Source organism: Micromonospora sp. DT43 (genome assembly GCF_049841645.1).
In the GTDB taxonomy this organism is placed as follows: Bacteria; Actinomycetota; Actinomycetes; order Mycobacteriales; family Micromonosporaceae; genus Micromonospora.
In genome coordinates this window covers 611,950-627,968 of record NZ_JBNCKR010000002.1, presented here as the reverse complement: position 1 = coordinate 627,968, position 16,019 = coordinate 611,950, and the positions used below count along the sequence as shown (strand labels likewise).

The 16,019-nt window shown below is 70.9% G+C and carries 14 protein-coding genes; 9 read left to right on the top strand and 5 right to left on the bottom strand.

Annotated elements, in window-relative coordinates; all coding sequences use genetic code 11:
* Window position 1: 1 nt before the first annotated feature.
* From ACLQ26_RS06860 to ACLQ26_RS06835, 6 genes are all read left to right on the top strand, one after another.
* Window positions 2-442, top strand: coding sequence for an acyl-CoA thioesterase (locus ACLQ26_RS06860; protein WP_425743786.1), 441 nt, complete (start codon window positions 2-4; stop codon window positions 440-442).
* On the top strand, window positions 439-978 hold the full coding sequence (locus ACLQ26_RS06855) for a flavin reductase family protein (protein WP_425743622.1): 540 nt from the start codon (window positions 439-441) through the stop codon (window positions 976-978). The genes ACLQ26_RS06860 and ACLQ26_RS06855 overlap by 4 nt, the downstream gene beginning before the upstream one ends.
* Window positions 975-2,333: a cytochrome P450 gene (locus ACLQ26_RS06850; protein ID WP_425743621.1), complete on the top strand. Its 1,359-nt coding sequence runs from the start codon at window positions 975-977 to the stop codon at window positions 2,331-2,333. Before ACLQ26_RS06855 ends, ACLQ26_RS06850 begins: the two co-directional genes overlap by 4 nt.
* A gap of 95 nt (window positions 2,334-2,428) precedes the next feature.
* The gene (locus ACLQ26_RS06845) at window positions 2,429-4,399 is read left to right on the top strand and encodes a CRTAC1 family protein (protein ID WP_425743620.1); all 1,971 of its coding nucleotides are present in this window, start codon (window positions 2,429-2,431) and stop codon (window positions 4,397-4,399) included.
* Window positions 4,396-5,451 carry an enediyne biosynthesis protein gene (locus ACLQ26_RS06840; protein ID WP_425743619.1) on the top strand — a complete coding sequence of 352 codons (1,056 nt, stop codon included), beginning with the start codon at window positions 4,396-4,398 and terminating at the stop codon, window positions 5,449-5,451. The genes ACLQ26_RS06845 and ACLQ26_RS06840 overlap by 4 nt, the downstream gene beginning before the upstream one ends.
* A 131-nt stretch (window positions 5,452-5,582) precedes the next feature.
* The gene (locus ACLQ26_RS06835; protein WP_425743618.1) at window positions 5,583-6,524 is read left to right on the top strand and encodes a hypothetical protein; all 942 of its coding nucleotides are present in this window, start codon (window positions 5,583-5,585) and stop codon (window positions 6,522-6,524) included.
* Here ACLQ26_RS06835 and rph read toward each other — a convergent pair.
* Window positions 6,515-9,151, bottom strand: coding sequence for a rifamycin-inactivating phosphotransferase (gene rph, locus ACLQ26_RS06830; RefSeq protein WP_425743617.1), 2,637 nt, complete (start codon window positions 9,149-9,151; stop codon window positions 6,515-6,517). The genes ACLQ26_RS06835 and rph overlap by 10 nt on opposite strands.
* 343 nt (window positions 9,152-9,494) lie before the next feature.
* On the opposite strand from rph, the gene ACLQ26_RS06825 reads away from it, so the two are divergent.
* Both ACLQ26_RS06825 and ACLQ26_RS06820 read left to right on the top strand, forming a co-directional pair.
* On the top strand, window positions 9,495-9,728 hold the full coding sequence (locus tag ACLQ26_RS06825; RefSeq protein WP_425743616.1) for a hypothetical protein: 234 nt from the start codon (window positions 9,495-9,497) through the stop codon (window positions 9,726-9,728).
* 105 nt (window positions 9,729-9,833) lie between these two features.
* Window positions 9,834-10,670 (top strand): alpha/beta fold hydrolase, encoded by an 837-nt coding sequence (locus ACLQ26_RS06820; protein WP_425743615.1) that lies wholly within the window; start codon window positions 9,834-9,836, stop codon window positions 10,668-10,670.
* A 36-nt stretch (window positions 10,671-10,706) separates the two neighbouring features.
* Here the strand turns inward: ACLQ26_RS06820 and ACLQ26_RS06815 are convergent, their stop codons facing one another.
* Together ACLQ26_RS06815 and ACLQ26_RS06810 are read right to left on the bottom strand one after the other, a co-directional pair.
* The gene (locus ACLQ26_RS06815; protein WP_425743614.1) at window positions 10,707-11,420 is read right to left on the bottom strand and encodes a hypothetical protein; all 714 of its coding nucleotides are present in this window, start codon (window positions 11,418-11,420) and stop codon (window positions 10,707-10,709) included.
* Between the two features lie 171 nt (window positions 11,421-11,591).
* On the bottom strand, window positions 11,592-13,235 hold the full coding sequence (locus tag ACLQ26_RS06810; RefSeq protein ID WP_425743613.1) for a glycoside hydrolase family 27 protein: 1,644 nt from the start codon (window positions 13,233-13,235) through the stop codon (window positions 11,592-11,594).
* A 226-nt stretch (window positions 13,236-13,461) separates the two neighbouring features.
* Between ACLQ26_RS06810 and ACLQ26_RS06805 the strand changes: the two genes are divergently transcribed.
* The gene (locus ACLQ26_RS06805) at window positions 13,462-14,355 is read left to right on the top strand and encodes an SGNH/GDSL hydrolase family protein (RefSeq protein ID WP_425743612.1); all 894 of its coding nucleotides are present in this window, start codon (window positions 13,462-13,464) and stop codon (window positions 14,353-14,355) included.
* 93 nt (window positions 14,356-14,448) lie between these two features.
* Here the strand turns inward: ACLQ26_RS06805 and ACLQ26_RS06800 are convergent, their stop codons facing one another.
* On the bottom strand, window positions 14,449-15,594 hold the full coding sequence (locus tag ACLQ26_RS06800; RefSeq protein ID WP_425743785.1) for an RNA polymerase sigma factor: 1,146 nt from the start codon (window positions 15,592-15,594) through the stop codon (window positions 14,449-14,451).
* An 8-nt stretch (window positions 15,595-15,602) separates the two neighbouring features.
* Window positions 15,603-16,010, bottom strand: coding sequence for a YciI family protein (locus tag ACLQ26_RS06795; RefSeq protein ID WP_425743611.1), 408 nt, complete (start codon window positions 16,008-16,010; stop codon window positions 15,603-15,605).
* Between the last annotated feature and the right edge of the window lie 9 nt (window positions 16,011-16,019).

Genomic DNA, 16,019 nt, shown 5'->3' with positions numbered 1-16,019 from the left:
CATGGAGAGCTACTACGAGCTGCGGCACACAGTCGGGTTCGAGGAGACGAACATCGTCGGCAACGTCTACTACGTCAACTACCTGCGGTGGCAGGGCCGCTGCCGGGAGATGTTCCTGAAGGACCGGGCGCCGAGCGTCCTCGCCGACCTCCAGGACGACCTCAAGCTGTTCACGCTCAAGGTCGAGTGTGAGTTCTTCGCCGAGATCACCGCGTTCGACGAGATCGCCGTCCGGATGCGGCTGCTCGAACTGGCCCAGACGCAGATCGAGTTCGGCTTCGACTACGTGCGGACCGGCCCGGCCGGTGAGACGCTCGTCGCCCGCGGCGCCCAGCGGGTCGCCTGCATGCGCGGCCCGAACAACCGGACCGTTCCCACCCGGGTCCCGGAAGCGCTCGAACGCGCTCTCGAACCCTACGCCGCCGCCGGGGTCCGGCGATGACGACCTTCGGTACGGACGAGTTGGCGGATCCGGTGCTGATGCGCCGCGTCTGCGGGACCTTCGCCACAGGTGTGACTGTGGTCAGCGTCGGCGGGGACGAGCCGCACGCCATGACCGCGAACTCGTTCAGCGCGGTGTCCCTCGACCCACCGCTGGTCCTGGTGTGTGTCGGCCGGGACGCCCTCATGCACCAGGCGCTCAGCCGGGCCGGCGCGTTCGGCGTCTCCGTGCTGGCCGCCGACCAGGAGGCGGTGGCGCGTTACTACGCCGACCGGCGCCGCCCACTCGGGCAGGAACAGTTCGAGTTCACCGAGTGGCGGCCGGGCGCGCGGACGGCGGCGCCGTTGCTCGGCGGCGCCGCCGCCCACATCGAGTGCGAGCTCTGGCGGTCGTACGACGGGGGAGATCACACGATCTTCCTGGGCCGTCCGTGCGGGATGCGCCGGTACGACGACGGCGACGGCGAGGCCCTGGTGTTCCTCGGTGGCCGGTTCCGCCGGCTCGAGGGGGCGCCGTCGGCAGTGGTGACGTCATGACCGCCGTCGCCCGCCCGGCGCCGTCCCTGCCCGGTCCGTCACGCGCGTCGGCCGTCAGCATGCTCATCACGATGGGCCGCGACCGCCTCGGCATGATGACGTCGGCGGCAGCCCGCTACGGCGACGCCGCGCTGCTGCCTGTCGGTCCGAAGGAGCTCTACTTCTTCAACCACCCGGACCACGCCAAGCACGTGCTCGCCGACAACGCGGCCAACTACCACAAGGGCATCGGTCTGGTGCACGCCCGCCGCGCGCTCGGCGACGGGTTGCTCACCAGCGAGGGTGAACTGTGGCGCAAGCAGCGCCGGGTGGCGCAGCCGGCGTTCCAGAGCCGGCGCATCGCCGCGCAGGCCGGCATCGTCGCCGAGGAGGCGGTGGCCCTCGTCGACCGGCTGCGGACGCTCGGCCGCAGCGGCCCGGTGGACGTGCTGCAGGAGATGACGGGTCTGACCCTCGGCGTGCTCGGGCGCACCCTGCTCGACACCGACCTCGGGCGGTTCCCGTCGATCGGCCGCGACTTCGCCGTGGTGCAGGACCAGGCCATGTTCGAGCTCGCGTCGCTGAGCGCCGTACCGCCCTGGGTGCCGCTGCCGCGTCAGGTGCGGTTCCGGCGGGCCCGCCGCCGCCTGCAGACGATCGTCGACCAGCTTGTCGCCGAGCGCGGGACCCACACCGGTGACCGCGACGACGTGCTGTCGCGGCTCATCGTGTCGGCCCGGGCCGAGGCCGATCCCCGGGTCGGACGGCAGCGGCTGCGCGACGAGCTGGTGACCCTGCTGCTGGCCGGGCACGAGACCACGGCCAGCACGCTGAGCTGGGCGCTGTACCTGATCGACGGGCATCCCGAGGTGCGCCACCGGCTGCGGGAAGAGGCGATCGCGGTGCTGGGCGACCGGCTGCCGACCTTCGACGACCTGGGCCGGCTGCGGTACACCGCGATGGTCATCGACGAGGTGGTGCGGATGTACCCGCCGGTGTGGATCCTGCCCCGCAAGGCGCTCGCCGCCGACGTGGTGGGCGGCTACCCGGTGCCGGCGGGCGCCGACGTGCTGGTCTGCCCCTACACGCTGCACCGGCACCCGGACTTCTGGGACCAGCCCGAACGCTTCGATCCGGAGCGCTTCGACCCGGCCCGCACCACCGACCGCCCGCGGTACGCCTACATCCCGTTCGGCGCGGGACCGCGGTTCTGCGTGGGGAACCACCTCGGCCTGATGGAGGCCGCCTTCGTTCTCGCCGTACTGGCCCGGGACCTGACGCTCACGACTGTCACCACGCACGACGTCGTACCCGAGCCGATGTTGTCGCTGCGGATACGCGGCGGCCTGCCGATGACCGTGCGTCCGGCGGAGTAGAGGACACCGCCGGGTGACCGCGGACCGCTGTCACCCACGACCGCACCACCCGACAGCCCGACCCGGCCGGGTCGGGCTCCACCCGAGGGGGATCGTTGCCACCGAAACCAGTGGGTCCGCTGCGCAGACTCATTCCCGTCGTCTTCGTCCTGGTACTCGTCGCGGGGCTCTTCACGATCTCGCGGCTGCCGTCCGCGTCCGCGGCGGATCGACGCGCGATGGCGTCTCAGTTCGCGTTCACCGAGATGCCCATCGCCCTGCCGCCGGGTCTGCCGCAGCGCACGATCCGGACGGTGAACCCGAAGTACGAGCACATCCGGTCCTGGATCTCGTCGGTCGGCGCCGGAGTGGCGGTGAACGACCTCGACGGGCAGGGCGGCGCGAACGACCTCTGCCTCGTCGACCCCCGCAGCGACAGCGTCGTCGTGACTCCGGCCCCCGGCGGCGGCGCCCGCTACGCGCCGTTCGTGCTGGACCCGGCACCGCTGCCGATGGGATCGGCGATCGCCCCGATGGGCTGCACGCCCGGCGACTTCAACGTCGACGGACGGACCGATCTGCTTGTCGTCTACTGGGGACGGACGCCTGTCGTGTTCCTGCAGGCCGGTAACGCGGAGGGCCTGAGCCTCGCGTCGTACCACCCGGTCGAGCTGATCCCGCAGCAGCAGACCACCGACGGCCGCTACCACGGGCCGCTGTGGAACACCAACGCGACAGCGGTCGCCGACTTCGACGGCGACGGCCGGCCCGACATCGGGATCTTCAACTACTTCCCGGACTCCCAGGTGCTCGACGCGCAGGGCCTGCCGAACGTGCAGATGAACCACTCCATGTCCCGTGCGCAGAACGCGGGCGGGGCGCACATCCTGCGCTGGACCGCGGCCACCGCCGGCGCCGAGCCGAGTGTCACCTACGAGGAGCAGAAGGCCATCGACCCCCGGTACGCCACCGGGTGGACGCTCGCCTCGGCCTCCGCCGATCTCGACGCTGATCTGCTGCCCGAGCTGTACCTCGCCAACGACTTCGGCAACGACCGCTTCTTCCACAACGTGTCGGCCCCCGGCCGGATCAGGTTCGCCCTTGCGGAGGGCCGCCGCGGCCCGCTGGACCCCAAGTCGCTTGTCGTCGGTCACGACTCGTTCAAGGGGATGGCCGTCGACTTCGCCGATCTGCGCGGCAGCGGCCGGTTCGACGCCTTCGTCAGCAACATCACCGAGTCGTGGGGGCTGGAGGAGAGCAACTTCGTCTGGCAGAACACCGCGGCGAACCCGCAGGAGGCGCGGGAACGGCTCTCCAAGGGCATCGCACCCTTCGAGAACAGGGCGTCGGCGAAGAACCTCGCCTGGGTCGGCTGGGGCTGGGACGTCAAGATGGCCGACTTCGACAACAGCGGACGGCTCGTCGTGGTGCAGTCCTGCGGCTTCGTCAAGGGCACTGTCAACAGGTTCAACTGGCTGCAGGAACTGGCCGCCAGCAACGACCTGATGCTGCGGGAGCCGGACATGTGGCCAAACGCGCAGCCGGGCGACGACATCGCCGGCTCGAACGCGCTGGCGTTCTGGGCGCCGGAGGACAACGGTCGCTACGTCGACCTGAGTCCGCAGCTCGGACTCGACGACCGGACCCCGACCCGCGGTATCGCCGTGGGTGACACCGACGGCGACGGCCGCCAGGACTTCGCGGTGGCCCGCCAGTGGGGCCCGCCCGCGTACTACCACAACACCAAGGCGCAGGTCGGCGGCTTCCTCGGGCTGCGGCTGCACCGGCCCGCGCTCGGCGCCGCCACGGCCACCGACGCCCGCACCCCGGCGTACGGCGCGCAGGCCCGGGTGACCACGGCCGACGGCCGCACCCAGCTCGCCCAGCTCGACGGCGGCGGCGGGCACTCGGGCAAGCGCAGCTTCGACCTGTTCTTCGGACTCGGTGACCAGGGCGGCACGCCCGTCACCGTCGAACTGAGCTGGCGCGACCTCGACGGCGTCCAGCACCAGCAGACCCTGCCCCTCTCCGCCGGATGGCACGACCTCACGCTCACCGACCGAGCCCAGGAGCTGACCACACCATGACGGACGTCAAACGCGCCCCGGTGGGCGTGACCACCACGGCCGAGGTCGCCGACGCGACCCGCAACGGCAGGGGGCCCGACCGGGCACTGGCCGACGTCGACAGGCGACCGCCCGTACCCCGGGTGGACAAGCGCGACCCCCGCTACCTGGCCCTGCGCAACTTCGCCATCTCCATGTCCATCCTCAACGTGCTCGGCTACACGGTGCTCGGGTTCGAGCAGCCCTGGACCTGGCCGCTGTTCGCCCTGGCGATCGGGTACACGGCCGAACTCGCGATCGAGGCGGTCGCCGCCCGCTCCCTGGGCCGCCGACCGGCCTACAGCGGCAACGGCGCGTGGGGCGTCTACACGTTCCTGCTGCCGACCCACATCACCGCGCTCGCCGCGAACATGCTGCTGTACGCCAACGACATGTTCTGGCCGATCGCCTTCGCCGTGGTCGTCGCCGTCGGGCAGAAGGCAGTGCTCCAGGCCCCGATCGCCGGGCGCATGCGGCACTTCATGAACCCGTCGAACTTCGGCATCACTGTCACGCTGGTCGCGTTCTCCTGGGTGAACGTGGCGCCGCCGTACCACTTCACGGAGAACGTGCCCGACGTCTTCCGGATGTTCATCCCGATGGTCGTGCTCACCGCGGGCACGATCCTCAACGCGATGCTCACGAAGAAGGTCGCGCTGATCGTGGGCTGGGTCGGCGGCTTCGTCATCCAGGCCCTGATCCGGCACTACGTCTGGGACGTACAGCTCTGGTCGGCGCTGAGCATCATGACCGGGGTGGCGTTCGTGCTCTTCACCAACTACATGATCACCGATCCGGGCACCACGCCCTCCAAGCCCCGCTTCCAGTTCATGTTCGGCGCCTCGGTGGCCATGGTGTACGGCGTCCTGATGCTGTTCAACGTCGTCTACACCCTGTTCTTCGCGGTCACGCTCGTGTGCCTGGCACGGGGTCTCTTCTGGTGGGGCAGGTGGCTCGCCGAGCGGCGCGGCAACCGGACCGCGGTGCAGCCGGTGCCCCCGCCAGCGGCGGTGGAACTGCCGATCGCCCGCTGACCCGCCGATCGACAGCGGACCGGCCAGTCGTCCTCCAGACGCGGGAAACCGCAAGCAGGAAGACGACCGGCCGGTCCGTGGCGCGGAGAATCAGTCAGTGCATCCCGCCGTCACACCGGAAAGAGGCTGCCATGACCGCCACGCAGAGACCGGCCGTGCAGACCCCGATCTCCCCGCTCCCGACACACTCCGGCCGGCGCGGCGCGCTGATCGTGGGCAGCGTGCTCGCGGGAATCGCGCTGTCCCTGCTCTGGTCGTACCAGTTCGTCGACCAGACGATCGGTGACAACGTCGCCAACACCCTGCTGGGCCACGACGCGAAGGCGACAGCGATCGGCGGCACCGCTGCGGGCCTGCTGTTCGCGTTCGTCTCGGGGTTGGCGGGCACGTTCACGGCCTGCAACATCGCCATGGCCGCCTCGGTCGGGCCGATGACACACGCCGGCGCCGGCGGCACACCGGCGGCGGGTCTGCGCTTCATGCTTCGGCCGGTGGGCCTGCTGGCGCTGGGCATGGTCGCCGTCTCCGCCACGTACGGTTTCGTCGGAGTCCTGCTCGGTGACTCGCTGCCGCAGCTGTCGACGGCGACGACCGCCGGCGGCATGCCCGTACGACTCGTGCAGTCCGTGGTGGTCTTCGGCCTGATCGGACTCGCGTTCATCTACCTCGGCCTCGCGGCTCTCGACAAGGTCCCCGATCCCTTCGCGCGCCGCCCGTTCGCCCGCGTCTTCGTGCTCGGCATGCTTGTCGGCGCCTTCCTGATCGGCCGGCCGTACCCCTTGTTCCACAAGCTCTTCCAGTGGGCCGCCGACAACGGCAACCCTCTCTACGGCGCCGCGGCCTTCGTGCTGCAGTCGCTTGGCAACATCGCGATCGTGGGCATCCTGTTCGCACTCGTCGTCCTCGTCACCCGCGGCGGGCTGATCCGCTGGCTGTCCGCGCGACCGGCACGCACGCTCGCGGTCACCGGCTCGCTGCTACTCGCGCTGGGCGTCTTCACACTCGTCTACTGGACCATCCGGGTGCCGGCGATGTTCGGCTACGGCTGGTTCCCGACGATGCCCTACAACTGAGCGCGGCCGTCGGCCTCGTCCTGCGGTGGCAGGATCTCGACGTACCCGTCGGTGCCGTGCACGCGGATCCGGTGCCCGTCGCGGATCAGCCTGGTCGCGTCCGCCACACCGACCACGGCGGGCAGCCCGTACTCCCGGGCGACGACCGCCCCGTGGGTCATGAGGCCGCCCACCTCCGTCACCAGGCCCTCGACCGCGACGAACAGCGGTGACCAGCTCGGGTCGGTGTAGGAGGTGACCAGGATGTCGCCGGGTTCCAGATCGGCCTCGGCGATGTCCAGCAGGACGCGGGCCCGGCCCTCGACGACCCCGCCGGAGACTCCGAGACCGACAAGCGCGCCGGTCGGCACATCGTCGCGCCGGTACGCCCCGGCGATGGCCTCGCCCTCCGAGGTGAGCACCCGGGGCGGTGTGAGCGTCTGGTGCCACCGGAACTCGTCCCTCCGCCGCGCGACGAGGTGGTCGTCGACCCGCCGGTGCGTCCGCACGACGTCGTGCAGCTCCGCGAAGGTGAGATAGGCGATGTCGTAGTTGTAGCGCAGCACGCCGGCCCGCACGAGGCGCTCCGCCTCGGCCAGCAGGGCCTGCTTGTAGACGAAGTAGCGGCTGATGATGGCGTACTTCGGATACTCGCGGTAGCCGATGAAGGTGCGGACCCGGTCGATCATCCGCGCTGTCTCGTCGGCCTTCCGGTCCCCGTCCGGCAGGGCACGCAGCCGCTCCAGCAGCTCGTCGCGCTTCCGCTGCGCCTCCTGACGTCCCTGCTCGAAGCGCCGCCCGGCAGCGCCCGGCTCGAGGAGCCTGACGTTGTCGAGGATCAGGGGCACGAGTGTGGTGGGGCGTTCGCTCCAGCGGGGTCTCGTGATGTCGATCTCGCCGACGCAGCGCATGCCGTACCTGTCGAGGTAGGCCCGGATGGCGTCGCGCGCCTGCGTCCCGCCCGCGAGCCTCGGCAGCTCGTCGAGGAAGCCGTCGTCGTCGACGTCCCGCAGGAAGGCCACCACCCCGGGATGCGCTCGGATCACGTCCGCGACGTCGAGCAGCGCCAGGCCCATCTCCGACGTGATGTTGCCCGGGGCGGACAGGGTGAGGGTGTCGGCGGCGTTCCTCTCGCCCAGCCATTCCTCCAGATGCTCGTTGAGCCACCAGGTGGCCTGCATCCCCGCCATGATCGCCTGCATGCTCAGGGGATCACTGAGGAGCCGCTTGTGCTCCTCGAACGCCTTCAGCAGGAAGTCGAACAGCGCCGGTCCGGTCACCGTCGCGATCTCGCGCCGCAGGGCGGCGAGCGACGCCTCGCTGCGCCCGATCAGCTCGGTGACGATCGCCGGGTCGTTCTCGATCGTGGTCGGGGCGCCGCTGAGCTGCGGAATATCGGGGCCGTCCTCCGTGAGCGTCGGTACGAAGTCGGGGCGGGCGAGGACGGTCTCCAGCGCGTCCTTGGTCAACGGATCGGACGTCTGCGCCATCCGGAGGAAGCCGGCCCGGCTCGCGGGCGACGCCAGGAGCCGGGTGGCGTCGACGAACAACCTCCCGCCTGCCTCGTGCATCGGCGCCATGGCCGTCAGCTGCCACATGGAGAGCCCCAACGGCTTCATGGCGTCGGTCATCATCTGCTGGTGCCCGACGGAGAGGTAGACGTGGTTCTCCCCGTCCCCGGCCGCCGCCGGGATGGGGAACAGCGTGGTGATCGGCCGGCTCTGCACGATCTCGAAGTCACCGTCGACCAGGCACCATTCGATGTCCTGCGGGTGGCCGAAGTGCGCCTCGATCCGCCGACCCACCTCCACCAGCCGCAGGACCTGCGCGTCCGTCAGCGCCGGCTGCTCCTGTCGTTCCGGGCTGACAGCCTGTTTCGTGGTCCCGCCGTTCGGCAGCGCCTCGATGGTGAGACGCTTGGCGGCGATCGTCCTGTCGACGATCGCGCCGTCGCGCACCCGGTAGGCATCCGGATTCACCAACCCGGAGACCAGGGCCTCGCCGAGGCCGAAGCTGGCCTCCACGGTGGCGACCTTCCGGTTGGACGTGACGGGATCGGCCGTGAACAGCACACCGGCCGCGTGCGGAAGAACCATCTTCTGCACGACGACGGCCAGGTGGACCGCGCGGTGGTCGATGCCGTTGCGCTGCCGGTAGGTGACGGCCCGTTCGGTGAAGAGCGACGCCCAGCACCGCCGGACGTCCGCGAGGATGGCCGTCGCGCCTGTGACGTTCAGGTACGTGTCCTGCTGACCCGCGAAGGAGGCCGTCGCCAGGTCCTCCGCCGTGGCGCTGGATCGCACGGCGTAGGCGTCCTTCTCGCCGTGCTGGCCGAGTGCCCGGGTGATGGCCGCCGCCACGTCGTCGGGCAGGGCGGCCCCTTCGATGGTCCGGCGGATCTCCGCGCTGCTGTCGCGGATCGCCTCCCGGTCGTCCGGTTTCAGGCGTGACAGGTGGTCGAGCCGATCGTCGAGCGAGGGCACGTCGGCCAGGGCCCGTCGGAAGGCGTCAGTCGTCACGCAGAAGCCAGCCGGTACGCGGATGCCGTCGATCCGCGACAGCGCCCCCAGCCGGGCGCCCTTGCCGCCGGCGATCGCGACATGCGTCTCGTCGACCTCGTCGAGACCTCGCACATACTTGTCGATCATCGCGCCCCGTTTCTTCGTCCGTTCCGGTGTCCGGCGGACGATTCTGCGGCAAGACCCGGGCCTTGCGGCAAGACCCCCATTGCGATATACGTTAAAGTGGGAGCGGATACCAGTGGTGTTTTCCCCGCTGTGCACTGAACCGTTTCCCCCGATCCGCGCCTCGCCCCGCCCGTGCGCCAGGCAGTCCGGCATGTCCCCGCCGGCCCTCCACGCGCCGCACGATCCCCATCGAAACGCCCTGTGGCAGCGCGGCCCGCACCGCCGTCGGCGCCCGTTGCGGGTCGCCGATGGTCGCACCGGGTATCGGAACCCGATCGGGGCGAGCACGCGAGAGGGGACCGTCATGGCGACGACCGCGCAGATCCTGTTCGTTCAGGGCATGGGCGCCGGCACGCACGACGAGTGGGACAACAGGTTGGTGACGGCGCCGCCGTCGCACGCGGACCTGTACGCGGACGTCATCCCGCAGGCGCGGGTGTACCGGCTGCCGGGGCGCGATCACCAGCTGAACGACGACCTCGGTGACGTGGCGGCGGTGATCAGGCTCGGCGACGCCGCCGGCACCCCATCGCGCTGACCCCTCCTGCCGCGGGGAACAGCGGGTGCGACTGACGTCACTTGACACGGTTGGCTAATAGTATTAGCTTAAAGCTAACGCAATTAGCCAGCCGTGGAGGTTCCGATGACCGAGTACCTGACCGTCGATGGCGGCACCCTGGCGTACGAGGTGACCGGCGCCTCCGGGCCGCTCGTCGTCCTCGCCCACGGGATGGGTGACAGCCGCGAGGCGTACCGCTTCGTCGTGCCACGCCTGGTGGCCGCCGGCTACCGGGTGGCCGCCGTCGACCTGCGGGGTTGCGGCGAGTCGAGCGCGCGGTGGCCCTCCTACAGCCGCACCGACATCGCCGGCGATCTGCTCGCGGTGATCCGTCACCTCGGCGGTCCGGCCGTGCTGGTCGGTCACTCGATCTCCGGCGGGGCCGCCACCATCGCCGCCGCCCAGGCGCCCGAGCTGATCACGGGCATCGTCGAGCTGGCCCCCTTCACCCGCAAGCAGTCGATCAAGTTGGGTGACCTGCGGGTCGCCCGTTACCGTAGGGGCATGGCCCGGCTGCTCGGCACCGGCCTGCTGGGCAGCGTGCCGCTCTGGCGCAGCTACCTCGACATCGCCTATCCCGCGCGGAAGCCGGCCGACTGGACCGCCCGCACGGCCCGGATCGACGCCATGATGCGCGAGCCCGGCCGGATGGCGGCGATGCGCAAGATGGGCCAGTCGGCGCCCGTCGACGCGGGGGCGCAACTGGGCAACGTCCGCTGCCCGGCCCTGATCGTCGAGGGCACGCTCGACCCGGACTGGGCCGACCCGCGGGCCGAGGGGGAGGCGATCGTGGCCGCGCTGCCGGCCGGACTGGGCCGGCTCGAGTTCATCGAGGGCGCGGGTCACTACCCGCACGTGCAGTACCCCGACGAGACGGCGACCCTGCTGCTCGCCTTCCTGGGTGCGCACGCCCGCGCCTAGGGCCGGCTCCGGAGCGCACCGTCGACGTCGCCGCGGTCAGGCCAGCAGTTGCTCCCGCATCCGCGCGCCCAGGTTGATTCGTCCCACCGCTCGCGGGCCCGCCGGATCGTGCACGTCCACCGTGTTGTTGCGACGCATCAGCGTACGGACCGGAGGCGGCAACCGGGGCGGGTCGTCCATCGCGGCGAGGATCTGCGCGGCGCTCGTGATCAGTCGATCGACGAGGGCTGCGGCGTCGGTGTCCACCCGCACCCGGCCGTACTCCCAGCCCGCGGTCGTGAGGTCGAGCACCTCGAACAGGTGGGTCACCAGCGGGTTCGGGTCGGTCACCCGATCGAGCCGGGCCGCCCGGCCGCCGACCACCGCGACGGCGGCGGCCACCTGGGCGTACGGGTGGAAGCCGCACGGCAACGCGAACAGCGGCCACCGCAGGCCGGGACCGGCCTCGGTCCACAGCGGCCGGTAGTTCCGCCGGTGCACCAGGAGCCGCCGGCCCGTCCGCCGGTGGATGTCCTGCGCCTGCGCCCGCAGATCCGTGTGTGCCTCGTCGGCGACCTGGTGCAGGATCCGCGCCGCGACCACCAGCCCGTCGTCTCCGCTCAGCATGCCGGTCGCCGCTTCGACCTGCGCCGGAAACGGAACCCGTGCTTGCGTGCCGTACCCGTGCTGGAGCTCCCGCAGCAGCGCCTGCTGCCGTCCCGGGTCGAGCTGGACCCGCCCGCCGCCCAGCAACCGCTGGAGCCAACGCATGTCGCCTCGTTTCAGCAGAGCCGTCCCGAACCGTGGCAATGCTATGCGCCGGAGGTTGCACGTGTGCCGCAGGGGTGAGCGTGGCGCGGTGTGCGCCGGCCGGGCGAGGCGCGGGTCGATGCCCGCGACCGCGCCCGGCCGGCCACGCCCCCGGCTACCGGGGTCGGTCGCTCAGCTGCGGCTCCACCGCTGACTGGCCGCGCCGTTGCAGTCCCAGATCTGGGCGCGGGTGCCGTTCGCCGTACCGTTGCCCACCAGGTCCAGGCAGCGACCCGACGCGACAGCCGTGATCGAGCCGTCGGCGTTGAAGCGCCACTGTTGGTTCGCCTGGCCGTGACAGTCCCAGATGATCACCGATGTCCCGTTGGCGGTGCCGGCGTTGTTGACGTCCAGGCACTTGCCTCCGTAGACCCGCAGCTCCTGGGCGCTTGTCGACGTCCAGGACTGGTTTGCCTGGCCGTGGCAGTCCCAGATGATGGCCGTGGCGCCGTTTGTCTGGGACGCGCCGTTGACGTCCAGGCACCGGCCGGCGGACGTGCTGCGGATCGCCGACGTCGTGCTCGGCGGAGGAGTGGTCGGTGGGGGAGTGGTCGGCGGGGCGGTGGTCGGCGGGGGTGTGCCGCCGCCGGTGACCAGGAACATGGCGGCGCCGTGTGCCGGCACCGACGCGCTGATCGTGCCGGTCGACGTCGAGGTGGTGTGGGACCACAGGTCGCGCACGGTGTACGAGCCGGCGCTGCCGAGCCCGAGCGCGCTGGCCGTGGTGGACATCGTGGTCGTGCCGCCGCCGCGGTTGAGCAGGACGGTGGCCACCCCGCCGGTGGACATCGGCTTGCGCCAGACCTCCAGGTCGCCGCTGTCACTGATCTTGCGGCCCTGCTGACCACCCCAGTCCTGGTTGACGGCGATCACGTCGGTGTTGGTCAGGATCGTGCGGGTGGCCGCGGACATGGTGCGGATGTCGTTGCCGGCCAGCAGCGGGGCGTTCAGCAGCGCCCAGAGGCTGAAGTGTGCCCGGGACTCGGTGTCGGTGGGGCCGTTGCCGACCTCCAGCATGTCCGGGTCGTTCCACGCGCCGGGTCGGGCGTACGACTCCTTGCCGACCTGCTGGTCGAGGATGCCCATGATGGAGTTCCAGTTACCACCGATGTCACCTGTGGTACGCCAGGAGTTGCCCACCCCCGCGCCCCAGGTCCAGACGCTGTCCTGTCCCCAACTGCACAGGCTGTAGAGGATCGGCCGGTTGGTGGCCAACAGCGCGTCCCGCATCGCGGTGTAGCGCTGCTGCGCGCTCCGACCGAGGTGGTCGCCGCAGTTGTCGTACTTGAGGTAGTCGATCCCCCAGGACGCCCAGAGGTTGGCGTCGCGCTGCTCGTAGTTGATGCTGGCCGGGTACCCGGCACAGGTGAGGGTCCCGGCCGAGGAGTAGATGCCCAGCTTGAGGCCCTTGTTGTGGACGTAGTCGGCGAGGGCCTTCATGCCGCTGGGGAACTTCTGTGGATCGGCGACCAGGTCACCGCTGCCGTTGCGCTGCTTCGTGGACCAGCAGTCGTCGATGTTGACGTAGCGGTATCCCGCCGCTGCCATGCCGCTGGAGACCAGCGTGTCTGCCGTCTGCCGGATGAGCGTCTCGTTGACGTTGCACCCGAACGAGTTCCAGTCGTTCCAGCCCATCTGTGGCGTGCGGGCCAGCCCGTTCTCCAACGCCTGCGCGGGCTCGCTGGTGGTGAGCACCACCGCGCCGCTGACCACCGCGGTGCCGAGGGCGGCAGCGAGAAACGCGGGAAGCAGGAGGGCGATTCTTCGTTTGAGCACGTGTACTCCTTGCGGGTGGTCGGTGGCGAGGGCCCACAGGAGCCGGTGGCATAGATCGATGCCAATTTAACTCGTACGACATATGACGTCAACGTCGCCGACCGCGCAGCCCTCGTGGCCCACACCGTGGGATGGTTTTTAGTGAGGGCTGTCTATATTGACGGCGCTTTGCGGCGGCGACAGGATCTCGACACCACCGCCACCGCGATCTCCCCTGGGAGGCGTCATGCCCCGTCCCCGCCTGCCGCTCCTGCGGGCAGCCACCCGACTCGCCGCGCTCGCCGCGGCCACCGCCGGTGTGCTGCTCGCCGTCGCCGCACCCGCCAGCGCCGCGGTCCCCTCCGGCCGCTACGTCGCGCTGGGCGACTCGTACACCGCCGGTCCGCTGATCCCCAGCCAGGTCGACCTGAACTGCCTGCGGTCCAACCGCAACTATCCCTCGCTGGTGGCCGCGTCCGCCGGCTCAGCGTCGTTCGCCGACGTGAGCTGCTCCGGGGCCACCACCGACGACATCCTCTACGGCGGCAGCGGCCAGCTGGGCATCAACCTGCCACCGCAGCTCAACGCGGTCACGTCGAGCACGGCGCTGGTGACGGTGCAGATCGGCGGCAACGACATCGGCTTCTCCGGCATCATCAGCGAATGCGCCCAGGCGAGCCTCAGCAGTCCCCTCGGATCGCCGTGCAAGAACCGGTACACCGCAGGCGGGACCGACCAGTTGCAGGCTCGGATCGCGGCCACCGTCCCGAAGGTGACCACAGTGCTCCAGTCGATCCGCCGCGCCGCGCCGAGCGCGCGGGTCGTGGTGCTCGGGTATCCGGCGATCCTGCCGGACAGCGGATACGGCTGCTGGCCGGTGGTCCCGATCGCCTACCAGGACGTGCCCTACCTGCGCACCATCGAGAAGTCGCTGAACACCATGCTTGCCGGCGCGGCGGCGGCGAACGGCGCCACCTACGCCGACGTCTACACCCCGTCGATCGGTCGCGACGCGTGCAAGAGCAGCGGCACCCGGTGGGTCGAGGGGCTGGTGCCGCAGAACTCGGCCGCGCCCTTCCACCCCAACGCGCGCGGTGAGCAGGGTATGAGCAGCGCGCTGCTCGCCACCCTGAACAGCTGACCTAACACCTCCGCTCAAGGCCGGCCCCGTCGCACCAGGCGGCGGGGCCGGCAGGTCACGCCGTGGCACGCGCCGACGTCCCGGGCGTGAGCCTCACCGCTGCCGGCGAGCGTTGAGCCGAGCGGCCTGGCGCGTCAGGTGGTCGCGCTCGGCGAGGTTGGGGGCCCCGTGGGCCGCCTCGACGTACAGGCGCGCCGCCCTCTCGAGGTCGCCGTCGCGTTCGTGCAGGTACGCCGCCACGGCGGTGTGACGGGGCAGCGAGTCGTCAAGCACATCGAGCGCCGCCAGGCCGGCCCGGGCGCCGTCGGCCTCGCCGACTGCCACCGCGCGGTTGAGCCGGACGACGGGGCTGTCGGTCAGGCGCGCCAGCTCGTCGTACCACTCGACGATCTGCACCCAGTCGGTCTCCTCGGCGGTGGGCGCGTCGGCGTGCAGCGCGGCGATGGCGGCCTGGGCCTGGAACTCGCCCAGGCGGTCGCGGGCCAGGGCGGTCTGGAGGATGTCCACGCCCTCGGCGATGACCGCGGTGTCCCACCGACCGCGGTCCTGCTCGGCGAGCGGCACCAGGCTGCCGTCGGGCGCGGTCCGGCTGGCCCGGCGGGCGTGGTGCAGCAGCATGAGGGCGAGCAGCCCCGCCACCTCGGGGTGGTCGATCGCGGCGGCGAGCTGCCGGGTGAGCCGGATGGCCTCGGCAGCGAGGTCGACATCACCTGTGTAGCCCTCGTTGAAGACCAGGTAGAGGACGCGCAGCACGGTGGCGACGTCACCGGGCTGGTCGAACCGTACCGTCGAGACGGTGCGTTTGGCCCGGCTGATGCGTTGCGCCATGGTCGCCTCGGGCACCAGGTAGGCGTGGGCGATCTGGCGGGTGGTAAGCCCGCCGACGGCACGGAGCGTGAGCGCGACGGCGGATGACGGCGTCAGCGACGGGTGGGCGCAGAGGAAGTAGAGCTGCAGGGTGTCGTCCACCCCGGGCGCAGGCCCGGGTGCCGGCTCCTCGTCGACGAGGTCCTCACGACGGCGCCGGGCGGCGTCGGCCCTGGTGGCGTCCAGGAACCGACGCCAGGCCACGGTGATCAGCCAGCCCTTCGGGTCCCGTGGCGGGTCGGCCGGCCAGACGCGGACGGCCTCGACCAGCGCGTCCTGCACGGCGTCCTCGGCCGCCGCGAAGTCAACTCCGCGGCGGACGAGGATCCCGAGCACACTCGGCGTGAGACTCCGGAGCAGTGCCTCGTTCATCGCCGAGGTCACTCCGCGATGGTCGGCGGCTCGGTCAGGAAGGGGCGCACTTCGAGCCACTCGTGGATCGGCTTACCGCCCGCACCCGGAGCGGCCGACAGTTCGCCCGCCAGCTCGACGGCGCGTTCGTAGCTGTCGACGTCGATCACCATCCAGCCGGCGATGAGGTCCTTGGTCTCGGCGAACGGGCCGTCGGTGACCGGTGGGCGTCCCGGGCCGTCGTAGCGGACCCACGCCCCCTCGGGGGCGAGCGCCTGACCCTCGATGTACTCGCCGGTCTTCTCCAACTGGGACGCGAAGTCGCGCATGTACTGCATGTGCGCCGAGATCTCCTCAGGCGTCCACCTGTCCATCGGTACGTCGTTGACCGCGGCCGGACCGCCGCGGTAGTGCTTCAGCAGCAGGTACTTCGCCATCGTCGTGTT